Genomic DNA, 17205 nt, shown 5'->3' with positions numbered 1-17205 from the left:
TAATGAAGAGTTAAATGGAGGATTTTATTAATGAAGTTTGTTATGTTCCTTGTAGGATTACTCGTTGTATTTGTACTCGGTTTTCTTATAAGTGCCGATCGAAAGAAGATTAAGTATAAACCAATCGCAATTATGCTTATTATTCAGTTAGCATTATCTTATTTCTTATTAAATACGCAAGTTGGTTATATTTTAGTAAAAGGAATTTCAGATGGATTTGGCGCACTTCTTGGATATGCGGAAGCTGGAATCGTTTTCGTATTTGGTGGTCTTGTTAATAAAGGAGAGGTTTCATTCTTCTTAACAGCGCTATTACCAATCGTATTCTTTGCGGTTTTAATCGGAATTCTGCAACACTTTAAAATTTTACCGATATTCATTCGTGCTATTGGTACGTTGTTAAGTAAAGTAAATGGTCTAGGAAAACTAGAATCATATAATGCAGTAGCAGCTGCCATTGTTGGACAAGCAGAAGTATTTATTACAGTAAAAGATCAATTAAGTAAAATCCCAAAACATCGTTTATATACATTATGTGCATCTTCTATGTCGACAGTGTCGATGTCAATCGTTGGTTCTTATATGAAAATGATCGAACCGAAATATGTAGTAACAGCACTTGTATTAAATTTATTTAGTGGTTTCATTATCATTCATATTATTAACCCGTACGATATTACAGAAGAAGAAGATACACTAAAATTAGAAAATAAGAAAAAACAATCATTCTTTGAAATGCTAAGCGAGTACATTATGCTTGGTTTCACGATTGCGATTACAGTAGCAGCTATGTTACTTGGTTTCGTAGCATTAATTACAGCAATTAATAGCTTGTTTGATTCAATGTTCGGTATTACATTCCAAGCTATTTTAGGATATATTTTCTCACCATTAGCATTCGTAATGGGTATCCCTCAAGCTGAGATGGTAACAGCGGGACAAATTATGGCAACAAAATTAGTATCAAACGAGTTTGTTGCGATGCTTGATCTTGGAAAAGTAGCTGGTGATTTATCGGCTCGTACAGTTGGTATCCTTTCTGTATTCCTTGTATCATTTGCGAACTTCTCATCTATCGGAATTATCGCAGGTGCAACGAAAGGTATCGATGAAAATCAATCAAATGTTGTATCATCATTCGGTCTACGCCTTGTGTACGGTGCGACATTAGTAAGTATTCTATCAGCGATTATCGTTGGTGTTATGTTATAAAGTGAAACTTTAATCAGTGGGGTGGCTTTATCCCACGATCATTATTAGCCCTCACCAATCGGGGTGAAAAAGGATGGTCCTAGCTCATAGCTAGGGCTATTTTTATGGTAAATTTGCATGAAAAAACCAATTAATTAGGAATATATTAACATATAAAAATCTTTTAAAATTTATATTGCATTTCGTCTAGATAACGCTTACAATTTGATTTGTAGGTGGTATCAATTTCAGACTTTCAATTATGGTAGGAGAGAAGAAGCTACCTTTTATAAATTGCAATTTATGTAAACGCTTACTGATTTTAGATGACAGTTGAATAGTTTTAGGGGTTTAAAATTTTTTTAACAACAATGGTCAGACGTCATTCGTTATACGTTATACGACTAATAACTCGTGGGAGAAGTGGAGGATTCACATATGAAGTTCGTAATGTTTCTAGTCGGTTTACTTGTAGTGTTTGTACTAGGTTTCCTTATCAGTTCAGATCGTAAGAAAATTAAATATAAACCAATTGCACTTATGCTTGTCATTCAATTGGTACTTGCGTATTTCTTACTAAATACAAAGGTCGGATTCGTATTAGTAAAAGGGATCGCAGATGGATTTGGCGCTATTTTAAAATTTGCGGAAGCTGGGGTTAATTTCGTATTTGGTGGTCTAGCAAATGATGGACAAGCACCATTCTTCTTAACAGTATTATTACCGATTATTTTCTTAGCAGTATTAATCGGGATTCTGCAACATATTAAAGTTTTACCGATTATCATTCGTGCAGTCGGTTTCCTATTAAGTAAAGTTAACGGTTTAGGAAAACTAGAATCATATAATGCGGTAGCAGCTGCAATCGTTGGTCAAGGGGAAGTATTCATTACAGTAAAAGATCAACTAAGCAAATTACCGAAAAATCGTTTATACACACTTTGTGCATCTTCAATGTCTACAGTATCGATGTCAATCGTCGGTTCTTATATGAAAATGATTGATCCAAAATATGTAGTAACAGCACTTGTATTAAACTTATTCAGTGGATTCATTATCGTTCATATCATTAATCCATATGAAGTAAAAGAAGAAGACGATATTTTAGAATTACAAGAAGACAAGAAACAAACATTCTTTGAAATGTTAGGCGAATATATTATGCTTGGTTTCTCAATCGCTGTAACAGTAGCGGCGATGTTAATCGGTTTCGTAGCATTAATTACAGCAATTAACGGTGTATTCGATTCAATTTTCGGAATCACATTCCAAAGCATTTTAGGATATATCTTCTCACCATTAGCATTCGTAATGGGTATTCCAACATCAGAGATGCTACAAGCAGGACAAATTATGGCAACAAAATTAGTAACGAACGAATTCGTTGCAATGCTTGACCTTGGTAAAGTAGCTGGTGATTTATCAGCTCGTACAGTAGGTATTTTATCTATCTTCCTTGTATCATTTGCGAACTTCTCATCTATCGGAATTATCGCAGGTGCAACGAAGAGTATCGATGGCAAACAAGCAAACGTTGTATCATCATTCGGTTTAAAACTTGTATACGGTGCAACGTTAGTAAGTATATTATCAGCGATTATCGTTGGGGTTATGCTTTAATAAATTAAGAAAAGCAATGAGCGTAGGCTCATTGCTTTTTTTGTTTAACTTGCTTTATCCAAGTCTCTTTTAAAACGTGGTTTCTCTAAATAAGTTCCCAGTCTCCACACATATTCCACTGGCCCCATCCGGTATTTTTGGAGCCAATAGGTGCTAACGAATAATTGAATCGTATAAATTCCGATGGTTAAAAGAATACCGAAGAAATAGCCAATTTTCCCGTATAAGCCAAATCCATATGCGTAAAAAATGGTTGTTACGATAATAGATTGTGCTAAGTAATTACTAACGGACATTTTCCCTATGTTCGCCATGTATGTTAGTAGACGGGTTGCTTTTTTGTAATGGAATAATAAAATGATTGTGCTTCCGTAAAAGAAGGTCATAGTTACTGGTGTAAGGCCATCTTGTAACATAATTAAAAGCGGGTGCTTTACAAACATAGCTAAGATTTTAATTGTAAAAGAGAAGAGACCGGTGGCAAACCATATTTTTTTGACAGCATGTATATGTTTATTGACCTCAAATAGCCAGCCTTTTTTCCCTACATACATTCCGAATAGGAACAGTGGACACATAAAAATTATTGCGAAAACTGATATGAAAAATAATCCGAATGCACCGTCAATTCCCATGTAATCAAAAGGATTTTCAGTCAATCTAAAGTTGACGTGATCCATATAGCTTCCAGTTTGATGGACTTTATGTTCTTTTTCAGTATAAGGTGCAAAATCATCTATATTTGTAGATGGATCAGTTTGATAAGACATAAGTGTAATAAGTGCGAGTAGAATAATCGCCCAAATGAGCAAAGTTTTCGGTTTTCGATTGATGAACATCATTAAGAAAATCCCGATTATTCCGTATGCAAATAAAATATCGCCCTCCCAAACAAAAGTGCCGTGAATGTAGCCTAGTAGTAAAAGAATGATAATACGTCTTATGTATGTGGGGAAGAATTTTTTTCCTTTTGCGATAATACTTTTTTGTAACAAAATAATGCTAAGCCCAAATAGAAAAGAAAATAGGGATATAAAGTTATGTGTACCGAAGAATTGAATAAACCAATTAGCGCCTTTATCAAGATCGCCGAATAGATAAGTTGGTTTTTCACTGGTGAAGAACCCGAATTGAATTAATGTCATATTGACTAGTAAAATGCCAAACAAAGCGAAACCACGAATTGCATCAACAGCTTCTACACGTTGATTCATTTTTCCTCTCCTCGTATATTCGTTTTTATATTGAAAATAATACCATTTTATAGCTGGCACTATGTCAAATATGAGGAAATTTAAGGTGATTTTAAGATAGAGAGCAAACAAAAAAATCACCTTAATACATGTATTAAGGTGATTGAAATATTATTCAGCTGGAGGCGTAAATGTACGTTTCTCTAATTCAGCATCTAGCATAAACAGTGCGTTTGAATCGCTTGTAATACGTTTTAATTTTTGAATGATGCTATCGAATGAAGCTTCTTCTTCAACTTGTTCGTCAACGAACCATTTTAAGAATGTAATTGTTGCATGTTCACGCTCGTCCCAAGCGATATCAGATAAGTTATAAATACGTTTCGTTACTTCACGCTCGTGCTCAAGTGCGACTTCAAAAGCGTTTAATACAGATTCGTATTCGTTATTTGGATTATCAAATCCAGTAATAATAGCGCGCTCTCCGCGGTCATTAATATAGTTGTAAAGCTTCATTGCGTGGAAACGTTCTTCTTCAGCTTGTACAAGGAAAAAGTTAGCGAATCCATCATAGCTCTCAGATGTACAGTAAGCAGCCATTGCCATATAAGCATGGGCAGAGTAAAATTCAAAGTTCATTTGTTCATTTAATGCGTCGTGCAATTTTTTTGATAACATAAAATCCCCCTTAGTATTGTGACAAGAATATTATACCATAATTGATAATATTCTCATTTAGATACTTCGAACCTTTTCGAAAGCTTTGTGACGTGTGCGTCCATAATGTCTTGTAAGTCTAAATCATATTTTTGCGAAAGAATAATAAGGTTAGATAGTACATCGCCAAGTTCTTCTTTTAGTTCTTGTTTTAGCTCTTCTTCTGTTTTCGCATCTTCATCAGGGCGATCGCGGCCAATTTCAATAGCACGAACGACTCGTGAAACTTCCCCAACTTCCTCGGTTAAGAAATTTAAGCGAATAAAGGCATTATACTGTGACCAGCTTCGTTTTTCGTAAAATTCCTCAACCCATCTTTGAAATGCAACGATATCCATTTCTTCCTCATCTCCTCAATATGTTGTACAATGTTCATTGTATCATAACAATATATAGTTTCGGGGTGTAGGGATGAGAAAGATTTGTGTGTTTGCAGGTTCTAATTTAGGGGAGAGACCAGAATTTAAAGAGCAGGCAATTCAGTTAGGTAAAATGTTTGTTGAGAACGACTATGAGCTCGTATACGGTGGTTCATGTGTCGGATTAATGGGAGAAGTAGCAAACGAAGTTCTTCGTTTAGGTGGACGTGTAACAGGTGTTATGCCACGCGGTCTATTCCGAGGAGAAATTGTGCATACAGGATTAACAGAATTAATTGAAGTAGAGACGATGCATGAACGTAAAGCGAAAATGGCAGAGCTTGCAGATGCTTTTATTGCGCTTCCAGGCGGATACGGAACGTTTGAAGAACTATTTGAAGTTGTATGTTGGTCACAAATTGGTATACATAATAAGCCGGTTGGTTTATTAAACATAAAAGGTTTTTACGGACCAATTTTGCAAATGGTTGAACGTGCAGCGGAAGAAGGATTTATGAATCCATCAAATAAAGAATTGATCGTTTCAGCAGAGACAGCAGATAAACTAATTCATGCAATCCAAAATTATGAGCGTCCTGTTTTGGGAACGAAGTGGAAGCAACTATCATAGCAAATACGGAAACACATGTCGTTTTAATTTAAGACGGCATGTGTTTTTAATTTGGTTAAATATGTTAATGTTTAGATGTAATGTTTTTGGAAAAGGAGAAAGAGATGGAGGAGTTTGTGTATTTAAGACCGGTTTTTAAAAGTATTTTAGCAGCGTCTATTCTTGTTATGCTAATTGTTTTGAGACAGAAGAAAGAGTTGATTAATGAATTTTCGCTTTGGTTTATCTCGGTATTGTGTATCGGTGTTTCCGCGATAACGTTGTTTATGTCCGGATTCATCGTTGATGAGTATAATCTAGGTGGAGATCCACAATCGTTTTGTATGTTTATTGCGATTGGTTGTATTAGTGGTCTGAATTTCATTATTTATTACAGAAGGCAATAAAAAGAGGCATTCCGTATTACTTTGGAATGCCTTTATTATTTTGATTGCTTTGTTTTTTATACAGGTACCAGCCACCCCAGCCGCCACCAATTGCTACGACAACGAGGAAAGCATAGTCCTTAACCTCGACACGTATATTGAAAATATTAGCTATAAGTAAGAGAATCCCAACTGTTATTAACGCAAAAAATGCTCTAATTAAGTAGTCTTTCAACTGAACCACTCCCGTCATTTAAGTAGTAAATGATGAATTTGGAAAAGCAAAAGGGTGTTTCCTATATTTTAACATAGATGAGATTGTAATATATTGATAAAAGTAGGGGAGAGGGGTGTGTTAATATTGTCGTGATTTGTCGATAAGTCGATATAATTGAAAAATCGCTGATATATTGGGGAGAATCGCCGATATGTTGGAAAAATCGCTGATATAAATTTCATGTACCAGCATGCGCGATTAATCTATAGAAAAAAGCGACTCTGAACGAGCCGCTTCCGCTTTAAATGATATCCAGCTCCGGTAGCTAGAATGTTCGGTGGCTTCGCTTTTTCCTGCGAGGCAAAGAGCGCCTCTACGTCAAAAGCTCCATCCCCCTCACATTCTGAGCAAGCCGCTTCCGCTTTTAGGTGATATCCAGCTCCAGCGGCTAGAACAGTCGGTTGTTTCACTCCTTCATTCGAGGCAAAAAGCGCCTCGTAATCAGGAGTTCCAACACCTTCCTGTTCTGAACGAGCCGCTTCCGCTTTAAAGTAATATCCAGCTCCAGCGGCTAGAATCTCCGGTCATTTTGCTCTCTCGCTCGAAGCAAAAAGCGCTTCAAGGTCGAGAGCTTGAAGTGCCCTGCGATTCTGAGCAAGCCGCCTCCGCTTTTACATATTATTGATTCAAGAACGCACGTAGCATCCAAGCGTGTTTTTCTAGTTCTGTGTAGATGCCTAGTAGTAGGTCAGATGTCATTTCATCGTCAGAGTCTTGAGCGATTTCCATGCCTTTTTTCAGTTCGACTAGCATCATTTCGTAGTCTTTCATGATTGCTTCGACCATCCCTTCTGCAGTTTCTCCGTATGCTGCTTCTTGAATAGAAGATAGTTCTAAGTATTCTTTCATTGTTGCTACTGGTTTGCCGCCAATTGCTAAAATACGTTCTGCAATTTCATCGATGTGAGTAGCTGATTCTGTGTAAAGTTCTTCGAATTTCTCGTGTAATGTGAAGAATTGAGGTCCTTTTACGTACCAATGGAAGTTGTGAAGTTTTGTGAATAAAACGCTCCAGTCTGCTACTTGTTTGTTTAATACTTCGATTACTTGTTTGTTCATTATGATCAATCTCCTTTTGAGTTGTTATGTGATATCAATTACTAACTTATAATTATTATAATCTAGTAATCTCTATAAATCAACCCTTTTGCTGGAATTAATTTGAACAAATTATGAACTGTTGTAAATAAAAGGCCCTATTACGGTGAAGTAATAGGGCCTTTGTTTGTTAAACAGCCTTTTGTTTTTCTTCTACATCTTGCCCATCCCAGCACTCTGTATTCTTTAAGCCAGGGATAGAGTTTGCAACGAAGACAGGATCTTTTCCTTGTTTCTTTTGCTTCAAATAGTCTACTAATGCAGCATAAGCAAATTTGCTAAGGAATGAGATGGCAATTAAGTTTGTGAATACCATTAGTCCCATGAATAAATCAGCTAAACTCCAAACTGTTTTAAGAGCAGCGATTGATCCGAAGAATACCATTCCGACAACTGCAACACGATAAATCATTAACCATGTTTTACTTTCTTTAATGAATGCGATATTTGTTTCACCATAATAGTAGTTTCCTAGAAGTGAACTGAAAGCGAATAGGAAAATAATAATCGCTAAGAAAGTGCTTGCCCACGGTCCAATTTGTGAACTTAATGCGTTTTGTGTTAATTCGATACCTTCTAAATTTGATCCTTTGTAAAGTCCAGAACATAATACGATAAATGCTGTTGATGTACATACTAAGAATGTATCTACGAAAACGCCTAACGCTTGAACAAGCCCTTGTTTTACAGGGTGAGATACATCAGATGTTGCGGCTGCATTAGGAGAACTACCCATTCCTGCTTCTGTAGCGAATAAACCGCGCTGAATTCCGAACTTGATTGCTGCTCCAATACCACCAGCGATGGCTTGGTCTAAACCGAATGCACCATTAAATATTTCTATAAAAATGCTTGGTAACATACTGAAGTTGTTAATTACGACGAAAATTGCCACACCAATATAAATAATTGCCATTGGAGGAACAATCATTTCTGTAATACGTGAAATGCTTTTGATACCACCGAAAATAATAACTGCAACTAATAAAGCTAATAGAGCTCCTACAAGAGTTCGCTCTAGTCCAAAAGCATTTTCAAACGCTATTGTTACTGTATTCGCTTGCACTGAATTGAAAATTAATCCGTACGCAACTGTAATAAGAAGTGAGAACCAGACGCCCATCCAGCGTTTGTTTAACCCTTTTTCCATGTAATATGCTGGTCCACCACGGAACCTACTTCCATCTTTTACTTTATAAATTTGCGCAAGTGTACATTCTACAAAACTAGTAGCTGCTCCGATAATTGCGATAAACCACATCCAAAATATTGCGCCAGGTCCACCCATTGAAATTGCTAATGCTACACCAGCTAAGTTTCCGATACCGATACGTGCTGCTGCACTTAAGCAAAATGCTTGGAATGGTGAGATGCTATCTTTCTTTTTTTCTTTTCGATTAAACCCTTTACTAATTAAGCTGACCATCTCACTGAAATGAGTAATTTGGACAAATTTTAATTTAAAAGAGAAGTAAAGACCGAAGCCGATTAGCATTGCAATAAGAATATATGACCATAAAATATTATTCGTTACCTCAAGGAATCTGCTAAAGATATCAACCATATAATACACTTCCTTTTTTTCGTAATAAGAAAATTATATGCAAAAAATATACGAGAATCAATTTTTCTAAAAAGTTATGTTACTTAAAATGTTTTTGTGTTATGATTATGTTACATCATAATATTTTTAGAATTATTTACATTTTAAAAAACTAAATTTAAAGCGAGAAGGTGGGGCTAATTTGAAAGAAGATTCTTTATGGAAAGTAAGCCTTCAGAGTTTGAAAATGAGAAGTAATATATTTTTTATCATTACATCTTTAAGTATCTTTTTAGGGTCCACTTATTATTACAATAAAAGATTTCCAAATCACAAATATCCTGAGTGGTTAGAATTTATAAAGTTGATTGGATGAATAAAAGGCAGAAAAACAGAAAATTAAAATAAATAAGTTATGGAGGAGCTAAAAATGAATATTAGAGAAAGTGAACTTCCAGGTATTGGTTATAAGTTTCAAATCGTTACGAAAGGTAACGAAAAGATGGTAATTGTCATTCATGATGATGGTCGTAGAGAAATGTATCATTTTGATTCAGATCATGAAGAAAGCATCTCAAGTATTTCACTACGTGACTCAGAGGCGAGACAAATCGCTGCAATATTAGGTGGAATGGTATATAAGCCTAGGGCGTTAGAAAATGTTGAGATGGTTTTTGAAGGTTTAGCGATTGAGTGGTTCAAAGTGGAGAATACAGCTCCATCAATCGGAAAAACAATTGGCGATCTTGAAATAAGAAAAACATATAGCGTAACGATAATCGCGGTTATGAAGAAGAACATGAAGAAGCTATTTAATCCAGGACCAGAAACAGTAATTGAAGAAGGAGATATGCTTGTAGTGTCAGGTGAGAGAGAAGAAATTAAAAAAATCATTAATGAATTACTTTCAAATAGGGGGGACTGATTAGATGGATACGTTAATTTTTGAAGTTGGTACAGCTTTAGTTTTAGTGGCAATTGCAGCAGTAATTGCTGGGGAATTTAAATTCTCAGTAATTCCTTTTCTAATCGTTCTTGGAATGTTAGTAGGACCGCATGCACCGACAATAGGTGTTATCGATCTCAAATTTATTGAAAGTGCAAGTGTAATTTCCTTCCTTGGACGAATTGGGGTTCTATTCCTTCTATTCTATCTAGGATTAGAATTTTCAATGAAAAAACTAATTAAATCTGGACGATCTATTGCGATTGGCGGAACGATTTATATTTTAATTAACTTTTCACTTGGTTTGTTATACGGATTTATAATGGGATTCCCATTACTAGAAATCTTAATTATTGCGGGTATTATTACGATTTCTTCTAGCGCTATCGTTGCTAAAGTGTTAGTGGACTTAAGAAGAACTGGTAATAATGAAACCGAATTAATTTTAGGAATTATTATGTTTGAAGATATATTCCTTGCTGTATATTTATCAGTTGTTTCTGGTTTAGTACTTGGGGATCACGCTTCCTTCTTAGGTGCCCTTACTTCAATTGGAATTGCTTTAGGATATATGCTTCTATTCTTTATAGTAGCTAGAAAGGCTACGCCGTTATTAAATAAATTGCTCAATATTAGCTCAGATGAAATCTTTATTATTGTAGTATTTGCTTCATTATTCTTCATTGCTGGTTTTTCAGAAACAATTCACGTTGCAGAAGCAATTGGAGCACTTCTTCTAGGATTAGTTTTCTCTGAGACAGAGCATAGTGACCGAATTGAACATCTTGTTGTTCCATTTAGAGACTTTTTCGGAGCTATTTTCTTCTTCAGCTTCGGGTTAAGTATTGATCCGTTCTCATTAGGCGGAGCGATATGGTTAACGTTAGGTGCTGTCCTTCTTACGATAATCGGTAACTTTGTAGCAGGAATGATTGCAGGAAGACAAGCTGGATTATCTCATAAAGCATCAACAAATATCGGATTAACAATCGTTTCAAGAGGAGAGTTCTCCATCATTATGGCTAATATCGGTATCGCTGGTGGTTTAATGTCAGTACTGAAACCATTCTCAGCACTATACGTGCTTATACTATCCATTTTAGGCCCACTTCTGACAAAGGAGTCGAAGAATGTATATAAATTCTTAAATAAAATCTTTAAGTGGGATATGAAGAAGAGCTGAATTTTTTAAAATCAAAGTACAAGATATTTATGAAAAAAGGGATTTATGTCGACATAGATCCCTTCTTTATTGGCATTTTTTCAAGGATGAAAGAATACGTTTAATATTTGCCATATTGTGGCATACATATAGGAAAAGGGAGTTTGGAAAGGGGAATAAAGAAAAATGGAACTCCAGTTTCAAAATGTATATCAACAGGTAGAGAATTGGTATGTGTTGGATTCGGAGCTTCCTTGGGATGTCAAAAAGCTGAGAGAGGATTTGTGTTCTCTTATTGAAGTATGTAAAACGCCCGTTATTTTTTGTGATACGTGCGATGCAAATGATGTACTTCTATCATTAGGGGAAGAGGAAGAAGAGTTCCTATTCCCAGTAGGTGGTTTTTATCATAAAGAAAAGCAATTAATTTTCGTTTGTATGTGGGAAGAGTATGAGCAAGTTCTCAAAACGCTACTGCATGAATTTCGCCATGCGATGCAGCATAAGAGAGATATATTGTATGTGGGAAGTGAACGGTACGAAGAGCGGTGGATTGAAAAAGATGCGAGGAAGTTCGCGGAGAGGAAATTGGATGAATATAAGAGTAGAAAGTTAATGTAAAGCATAGTGGAGAAATAGCGCTGTGCTTTTTATGCTTATTAAAAATAAGTATTTGACTTTTATTAAGTTTAGTTCTAAACTAATGATATGAAACGAGCGAGGTGATGAAATGAAAACAGAAGATAGACTAGGGCTACTATTATGGTTTCGTTTGTCACGCTTTTATAATAAGAGTATTCGTGAGACGAATCAGCATTTGAAAAAATGGAATATATCTGCCGCCCAGTTTGATGTGTTAGCTCAAGTTGGAGGACATAATCGTTTAACGCAGCAAGAACTTGGAAATAAGTTATTTGTTACGAAAGGAAATGTAACGCAGCTTTTAAATAAAATGGAGCAGCTTGAGTGGATTTTGCGTGAACAAGAGGGTACTACGAAATATATTTCTTTAACAGAAAAGGGAAGAGCTTTATATGAGGAAATCGTCCCACCTCAAGAAACGTTCCAAGCAGAGAAGTTTCATAATTTAAATATAGAGGAACAAAAGCAATTATTAACACTACTAAAAAAGTTACAGTAAGAAAAAATTTTAAAATAAATCTCGAATTCGAGATAGTATGAGGTGAAGGATATGTTTAGAAAAGTTGATCATAAAAATATGGGCAGAGCAAATCATGGTTGGTTAAATACACATTTTCATTTTTCTTTTGCCAATTACTATAATCCAAATAACATGAACTTCGGAGCGTTACGTGTTATTAATGATGATCTAGTAGCGGCGCAAACTGGTTTTGATATGCATCCACATCGTGATATGGAGATTATTTCTTACGTTGTAGATGGTGCTTTAACACATGAAGACAGCATGGGAAATCGCGGAACGATTGAGCGTGGACATGTTCAATATATGAGTGCTGGCACGGGTGTATTTCATAGCGAGCATAATTTAGGCGATGAAACGCTGCGTTTATTACAAATTTGGATTTTACCAGACCGTGCAGATCATAAACCAAACTATGGTGAGTTTAAATTTGATTGGAGCAAGCGTGAAAATGAATGGTTCCATATGGTATCTTCAGTAGAAGGAAATGCACCAATTCAAATTCACCAAGATGCGAATTTATATTCCTTATCATTAGAGGCTGGAAAAGAAATTCATTTTCCAGTGAAAGAAGGCCGTCAATTGTACCTTGTACAAATTGAAGGAAGCAGTGTAATCAATGGTGAAAATCTTGTTATGCGTGATGCAGCAGAAGCGGTAGAAGAAGATATTCATATTGAAGCAAAAGAGCAATCTCATTATTTAGCAATTGAATTGAAAAAACAATAAAAGGTTTATAGAAAAGAGGACATCCGATAGATGTCCTCTTTTTTTGATTGGAATTGTCTGAAAAATGTTTCTCAAAATTTTAGTAGAGGTATCGGCTGGGAAAATAAGAATTGTATAAAAGTGTCAAAAATCTTTATGGGAATGGGGAATGTTATAGTGAAAAAGCAAGTCATTTCATCAGCATTAGCGTTAACTGTTATCGCCGGGGGATTTGGAGCGTTTGGGGCAACGACAACGAAAGCGGAAGAACAAAAAATTCAATATCATCAAGAATTTAAAACACCTGCATACATAGGTGAAGAATGGAAAGCACCGGAAGGACTAGATAAAAAAGAGACAGTCTTTCAATACTTAGAGAGTAAGAAAGATATGTTTAAATTAGCAGGAAATATTGAAAAGCATTTTAATATCGTTGGGGAAGAAAAAGACGCTGAATCTGATACGACACATGTGAAGCTAGTTGAGAAACATAATAACATTCCTGTGTACGGTTCTGATCAAACTGTTACACTTGATAAAGAGAATAATGTAAAAGCATTCTTCGGACAGGTTATTCCGAATTTAGATGATAAAAATATTCCTGCAGCTGCAAGCATTACTGCGGAACAAGCAGAAACGATTGCAAAGGCAGATATTGAGAAAGAAATTGGTAAAGTAAAGAGTTATGACGGTGTGAAAAAAGATTTATTTGTATATGAAAAGGACGGTAATTACTACCTTGCATACTTAGTTAAGGCATCGATTTCAAAACCAGCTCCAGGATATTGGCATTATTTTGTTGATGCAACGAATGGAAATGTTATTGAGAAATATAACGCTGTAGATAACATTACTGGATTTGGTTACGGAGTATTAGGTGCTAGACAATCATTTGAAATTGCTCAAGATACGAAAACAGGACAATTCAACTTGTTTGATGGTAAACGAGGACAAGGTGTTCATACATTTGATGCAGAAAATATGGACGAGAACTGGTTTAATTTATTCTCACAATGGCTTGGATATACAGGAGAAGAAGTTGAAAGTAAATCTAAGTTCTTCGAAGATAAAGCTGCAGTTGATGCGCATGTAAATGCAGGAAAAGTATATGATTACTACAAAAAGACATTTAATCGTGACTCTTTCGATGATAAAGGTGCGAAGCTTATTTCAACTGTTCACGTAGGTACAGCTTGGAATAACGCAGCTTGGAATGGTGTGCAAATGATGTACGGTGATGGCGATGGAAAAACATTCATTCCATTATCTGCTGGACTTGATGTTATCGGTCACGAATTAACGCATGCTGTAACTGAACATACAGCAAACCTTGTTTACAAAAATGAGTCAGGGGCGTTAAATGAATCGTTATCTGATATTATGGGTGTTATGGTTGAGAAGAAGAGCTGGGATTTAGGTGCTGATATTTATACACCTGATAAACCTGGTGATGCGCTTCGTTCACTAAAAGATCCAGCATCTATTCCAAACCCATTAAAACCAAGTGAAGGTTACCCAGATCACTATAGTAAACGTTATACTGGAACAGCTGATAATGGCGGCGTTCATATTAACAGTAGTATTAATAATAAAGCTGCTTATTTAGTTTCTGAAGGCGGAGATCATTACGGCGTGAAAGTAACTGGAGTGGGCCGTGAAGCGACAGAAAAAATTTACTACCGTGCGCTTACGAAATATTTAACTGCAAACTCTGACTTCAAAATGATGCGTCAAGCGGCACTTCAGTCAGCTGAAGATTTATACGGTAAAAACTCTAAAGCTGTACAAGCTGTAACGAAAGCTTATGATGCAGTAGGTGTAAAATAATAAGAGAAAAGACCTGACATCCTAGTCAGGTCTTTTCTTTATCCCGCTATCCGCAAATGATGAAATTTCCACTTTATTTAGTCGCGAATACCTAATGCGATTTTCGCCATACGTGACATACGTTCTTTCGACCAGGGCGGATTCCAAACGACATTTACTTCTATTTCATTAACTTCAGGTACGTTTGTTGATAATACTTTTTTAACGTCTGATACGATTTGCCCAGCCATTGGACAACCGATAGAAGTCATAGTCATCGTAATGACAGCATTATTATTTTCATCTGCTGTAACATCATACACTAATCCAAGATTAACGATATCAACACCTAGTTCAGGGTCAATAACAGCTTCTAAATTGGCAAGTAATTTATTTTCAAATGCTTCTTGTGACATAAGCAGCCCCTCCTACACTTTAATGATATCGATTCTCATTATAACGGAAATGAGCATAATGTGCAGGAAATGAGCTCAAAAAAATATCCCTCTTCGCAAGAGGGATATTTTTTGAACATCTATTCTGTTTTAAAATGAGATACGAGCTGATCTAACTCTTCAACTGTTTGTTTCATTTTTCTAGCAGTTACTGTCATTTCATTCATAACAATAACTTTCTGTTCAGCAGATTGTGCCGTTGCGGCAGTTTCGCTGGATACTTCAGTAGAGATAGAAGCGATGTTATTAAGTGAAGCATTCATTTCTTCAGCACTTGCAGCCATTTCTTCAGCAGTTGCTGATATATCTTGCATTTGAGTAGATACTTTATTTACTTGTTCCACAATTGTTGTGAAAGAAGTACCAGCTTCACGAATAACATTGATACCTTCAAATGCTTCAGAACGGCCTTGAGACATCATAGAGCTAGCAGTCTCTGTATCATTTTGAATTTGATGTAGTAATTGATTAATGTCTGTTGCAGCTGTTTTAGATTGTTCAGCAAGTTTTCGAACTTCGTCAGCTACGACAGCAAATCCTTTTCCTTGCTCGCCAGCACGAGCTGCCTCAATAGAAGCATTTAAAGCAAGTAAGTTTGTTTGCTCAGCAATATTAGAAATAGATTGTACAGCAGTATCAATATATTTCGTATGAGTGATTAGACGTTCAACCACTTCTGACGTAGCATTTACAGCTTCGTGTATTGTTGTCATTTGTGAAACAGATTTTTGAATAACGGTACTTCCATCGCTAGCATGTTCAGATGTGGCAACAGCAAGTTCCGCTACAGATGAAGCAGATTCAGCAATACGCTGAACACTTACTGCCATATCGTCCATTGCAGTTGAACTTTCTTCCATACTAGAAGTTTGTGATTGAATACTTGCATTTAAGTTGGACATCGAGCTTTGGACTCTTAATGTCGCCTCACGTGATGTATTCGTTTTTTCTAGCATATTTTCAGAAGCGGTTTGTACTTCCACTGATGTTTTTTGAACACGATTAATGATATGTTGTAGGTTTTCTAACATTTTATTAAATGATGCTGCAATAGCACCGATTTCATCGTTGCTATTTACTTGTAGACGTGCCGTTAAGTCACCTTCTTCAGAGGCTAATTCTTTTAGTTTTGTATCAATTTGTTGAATTGGTTTCACAAGTTTACCAGAGAACCACCATGCAAGAATAATTGCAACGATAATACAAATAACAAGTGATAGAAAGACTGCATATTCAATTCCTAGTGAAGATTGATCAATTTGTTCAATAGATTGTTCACGTAATTTAGCTTGTTCATTACTGTAATTTGTGAAGTCACCAATTACTTTATAGACCGTTCCGTTTTCTGAAGAAGCTACTTGTAAAGCTTCTTCCCATTTTTGTTCTTTTGCAAGAGTGAATACTTTTTCTTCAACGAACTTTCTCCAAGTAGAACCTAATTCCATTGTACTTTTTACGGACGAAGAAAGATTTGGATTAGAAAGAAGTTTATCTTTTGAATCCTCAAGACGTTTACTCATCTCATTAAACTTGTCTATTTCGACTTGATCATGTTGTAGTAAATAACCTCTTAAAGCAGATAGCTGTACTTGATAAGCGTCTCCACGTTCTTTCAATTCTGTTGCCAGTGGAGAAATTTCTTTTTGTAATGTTTCAGCTTTACGAGATTGGTCAATAGCAAAAAATAAAATAAAAGCTAAGGCGATACCAAATAAAGCGCAAATCGTTCCCATCATGAACATAAGTTTTTTTCTGATACTTACAAAATTCATATAATTAAAAGCCTCCTTTGTGAAATCTTAGTATTAGAATTAATAAATGTAAAAAATTGAAAGAAAGCTTTACTCCAGTTGGAATAAAGCTTTCTTATTTCCTTTAGGAATTATAGCAGACGGAATGAGAGATAGAAAGAGATATTTTAAAGTGAAAAAGGAGAACCTGTAAAACTTTCTTTCCTATACCTTTGAGTTCG

Annotated in this window: 18 protein-coding genes; 10 read left to right on the top strand and 8 right to left on the bottom strand. The window is 35.7% G+C overall.

Annotated features, from left to right (window positions below; translation table 11 throughout):
• Window positions 1-30 precede the first annotated feature (30 nt).
• Together MKY21_RS25405 and MKY21_RS25400 are read left to right on the top strand one after the other, a co-directional pair.
• Window positions 31-1212: a NupC/NupG family nucleoside CNT transporter gene (locus MKY21_RS25405; RefSeq protein WP_000673839.1), complete on the top strand. Its 1182-nt coding sequence runs from the start codon at window positions 31-33 to the stop codon at window positions 1210-1212.
• Window positions 1213-1629: 417 nt separating this feature from the next.
• Window positions 1630-2811 (top strand): NupC/NupG family nucleoside CNT transporter, encoded by a 1182-nt coding sequence (locus MKY21_RS25400; RefSeq protein ID WP_000673874.1) that lies wholly within the window; start codon window positions 1630-1632, stop codon window positions 2809-2811.
• 44 nt (window positions 2812-2855) lie between these two features.
• Here the strand turns inward: MKY21_RS25400 and MKY21_RS25395 are convergent, their stop codons facing one another.
• The 3 genes from MKY21_RS25395 to MKY21_RS25385 form a co-directional block, all read right to left on the bottom strand.
• Window positions 2856-4025 carry a DUF418 domain-containing protein gene (locus MKY21_RS25395; RefSeq protein WP_061664385.1) on the bottom strand — a complete coding sequence of 390 codons (1170 nt, stop codon included), beginning with the start codon at window positions 4023-4025 and terminating at the stop codon, window positions 2856-2858.
• A gap of 150 nt (window positions 4026-4175) precedes the next feature.
• A complete protein-coding gene (locus MKY21_RS25390; RefSeq protein WP_000949406.1) occupies window positions 4176-4682 on the bottom strand; it encodes a ferritin in 507 nt (168 codons plus the stop codon).
• Between the two features lie 53 nt (window positions 4683-4735).
• Entirely contained in the window at window positions 4736-5059 is a 324-nt protein-coding gene (locus MKY21_RS25385) for a MazG nucleotide pyrophosphohydrolase domain-containing protein (RefSeq protein ID WP_000355749.1), read from the bottom strand.
• Between the two features lie 73 nt (window positions 5060-5132).
• Here MKY21_RS25385 and MKY21_RS25380 point away from each other — a divergent pair, with 73 nt between their 5' ends.
• Entirely contained in the window at window positions 5133-5711 is a 579-nt protein-coding gene (locus MKY21_RS25380) for an LOG family protein (protein WP_001225751.1), read from the top strand.
• Window positions 5712-5815: 104 nt separating this feature from the next.
• Entirely contained in the window at window positions 5816-6097 is a 282-nt protein-coding gene (locus MKY21_RS25375) for a hypothetical protein (protein ID WP_000390910.1), read from the top strand.
• A 16-nt stretch (window positions 6098-6113) separates the two neighbouring features.
• Here the strand turns inward: MKY21_RS25375 and MKY21_RS25370 are convergent, their stop codons facing one another.
• From MKY21_RS25370 to MKY21_RS25360, 3 genes are all read right to left on the bottom strand, one after another.
• Window positions 6114-6311, bottom strand: a complete 198-nt coding sequence (locus MKY21_RS25370) for a hypothetical protein (protein ID WP_000656313.1) — start codon at window positions 6309-6311, stop codon at window positions 6114-6116.
• 660 nt (window positions 6312-6971) lie between these two features.
• A complete protein-coding gene (locus MKY21_RS25365; protein WP_001041895.1) occupies window positions 6972-7412 on the bottom strand; it encodes a Dps family protein in 441 nt (146 codons plus the stop codon).
• A 169-nt stretch (window positions 7413-7581) separates the two neighbouring features.
• The gene (locus MKY21_RS25360) at window positions 7582-9015 is read right to left on the bottom strand and encodes an alanine/glycine:cation symporter family protein (RefSeq protein WP_000227596.1); all 1434 of its coding nucleotides are present in this window, start codon (window positions 9013-9015) and stop codon (window positions 7582-7584) included.
• A gap of 409 nt (window positions 9016-9424) precedes the next feature.
• Between MKY21_RS25360 and MKY21_RS25355 the strand changes: the two genes are divergently transcribed.
• From MKY21_RS25355 to MKY21_RS25330, 6 genes are all read left to right on the top strand, one after another.
• Entirely contained in the window at window positions 9425-9919 is a 495-nt protein-coding gene (locus tag MKY21_RS25355) for a cation:proton antiporter regulatory subunit (protein ID WP_001026078.1), read from the top strand.
• Between the two features lie 4 nt (window positions 9920-9923).
• A complete protein-coding gene (locus tag MKY21_RS25350) occupies window positions 9924-11123 on the top strand; it encodes a cation:proton antiporter (RefSeq protein ID WP_341077609.1) in 1200 nt (399 codons plus the stop codon).
• Between the two features lie 165 nt (window positions 11124-11288).
• Window positions 11289-11723: a DUF3920 family protein gene (locus tag MKY21_RS25345; RefSeq protein ID WP_000422797.1), complete on the top strand. Its 435-nt coding sequence runs from the start codon at window positions 11289-11291 to the stop codon at window positions 11721-11723.
• Window positions 11724-11832: 109 nt separating this feature from the next.
• On the top strand, window positions 11833-12243 hold the full coding sequence (locus MKY21_RS25340; RefSeq protein ID WP_000845467.1) for a MarR family winged helix-turn-helix transcriptional regulator: 411 nt from the start codon (window positions 11833-11835) through the stop codon (window positions 12241-12243).
• A gap of 51 nt (window positions 12244-12294) precedes the next feature.
• Window positions 12295-12993: a pirin family protein gene (locus MKY21_RS25335; RefSeq protein WP_000488928.1), complete on the top strand. Its 699-nt coding sequence runs from the start codon at window positions 12295-12297 to the stop codon at window positions 12991-12993.
• A 156-nt stretch (window positions 12994-13149) separates the two neighbouring features.
• On the top strand, window positions 13150-14799 hold the full coding sequence (locus MKY21_RS25330) for a M4 family metallopeptidase (protein WP_043308787.1): 1650 nt from the start codon (window positions 13150-13152) through the stop codon (window positions 14797-14799).
• A 77-nt stretch (window positions 14800-14876) separates the two neighbouring features.
• Here MKY21_RS25330 and MKY21_RS25325 read toward each other — a convergent pair whose 3' ends face one another.
• A complete protein-coding gene (locus MKY21_RS25325) occupies window positions 14877-15194 on the bottom strand; it encodes a metal-sulfur cluster assembly factor (protein WP_000076422.1) in 318 nt (105 codons plus the stop codon).
• Between the two features lie 119 nt (window positions 15195-15313).
• Window positions 15314-17005 carry a methyl-accepting chemotaxis protein gene (locus tag MKY21_RS25320; RefSeq protein WP_001012190.1) on the bottom strand — a complete coding sequence of 564 codons (1692 nt, stop codon included), beginning with the start codon at window positions 17003-17005 and terminating at the stop codon, window positions 15314-15316.
• Window positions 17006-17205: the final 200 nt, after the last annotated feature.

Origin of the sequence: Bacillus sp. FSL R9-9497 (genome assembly GCF_038005805.1) — a bacterium.
In the GTDB taxonomy this organism is placed as follows: Bacteria; Bacillota; Bacilli; order Bacillales; family Bacillaceae_G; genus Bacillus_A; species Bacillus_A cereus.
The sequence above is the reverse complement of the archived record's forward strand: the minus strand, read 5'-3'. Positions and strand labels throughout refer to the sequence as shown.

Excerpts from the sequence above, each read along its gene's own strand:
- MKY21_RS25405 (WP_000673839.1), top strand. The coding sequence starts at position 31 with ATGAAGTTTGTTATGTTCCTTGTAGGATTACTCGTTGTATTTGTACTC.
- MKY21_RS25400 (WP_000673874.1), top strand. The coding sequence starts at position 1,630 with ATGAAGTTCGTAATGTTTCTAGTCGGTTTACTTGTAGTGTTTGTACTA.
- MKY21_RS25395 (WP_061664385.1), bottom strand. The coding sequence starts at position 4,025 with ATGAATCAACGTGTAGAAGCTGTTGATGCAATTCGTGGTTTCGCTTTG.
- MKY21_RS25390 (WP_000949406.1), bottom strand. The coding sequence starts at position 4,682 with ATGTTATCAAAAAAATTGCACGACGCATTAAATGAACAAATGAACTTT.
- MKY21_RS25385 (WP_000355749.1), bottom strand. The coding sequence starts at position 5,059 with ATGGATATCGTTGCATTTCAAAGATGGGTTGAGGAATTTTACGAAAAA.
- MKY21_RS25380 (WP_001225751.1), top strand. The coding sequence starts at position 5,133 with ATGAGAAAGATTTGTGTGTTTGCAGGTTCTAATTTAGGGGAGAGACCA.
- MKY21_RS25375 (WP_000390910.1), top strand. The coding sequence starts at position 5,816 with ATGGAGGAGTTTGTGTATTTAAGACCGGTTTTTAAAAGTATTTTAGCA.
- MKY21_RS25365 (WP_001041895.1), bottom strand. The coding sequence starts at position 7,412 with ATGAACAAACAAGTAATCGAAGTATTAAACAAACAAGTAGCAGACTGG.
- MKY21_RS25360 (WP_000227596.1), bottom strand. The coding sequence starts at position 9,015 with ATGGTTGATATCTTTAGCAGATTCCTTGAGGTAACGAATAATATTTTA.
- MKY21_RS25355 (WP_001026078.1), top strand. The coding sequence starts at position 9,425 with ATGAATATTAGAGAAAGTGAACTTCCAGGTATTGGTTATAAGTTTCAA.
- MKY21_RS25350 (WP_341077609.1), top strand. The coding sequence starts at position 9,924 with ATGGATACGTTAATTTTTGAAGTTGGTACAGCTTTAGTTTTAGTGGCA.
- MKY21_RS25345 (WP_000422797.1), top strand. The coding sequence starts at position 11,289 with ATGGAACTCCAGTTTCAAAATGTATATCAACAGGTAGAGAATTGGTAT.
- MKY21_RS25340 (WP_000845467.1), top strand. The coding sequence starts at position 11,833 with ATGAAAACAGAAGATAGACTAGGGCTACTATTATGGTTTCGTTTGTCA.
- MKY21_RS25335 (WP_000488928.1), top strand. The coding sequence starts at position 12,295 with ATGTTTAGAAAAGTTGATCATAAAAATATGGGCAGAGCAAATCATGGT.
- MKY21_RS25325 (WP_000076422.1), bottom strand. The coding sequence starts at position 15,194 with ATGTCACAAGAAGCATTTGAAAATAAATTACTTGCCAATTTAGAAGCT.
- MKY21_RS25320 (WP_001012190.1), bottom strand. The coding sequence starts at position 17,005 with ATGAATTTTGTAAGTATCAGAAAAAAACTTATGTTCATGATGGGAACG.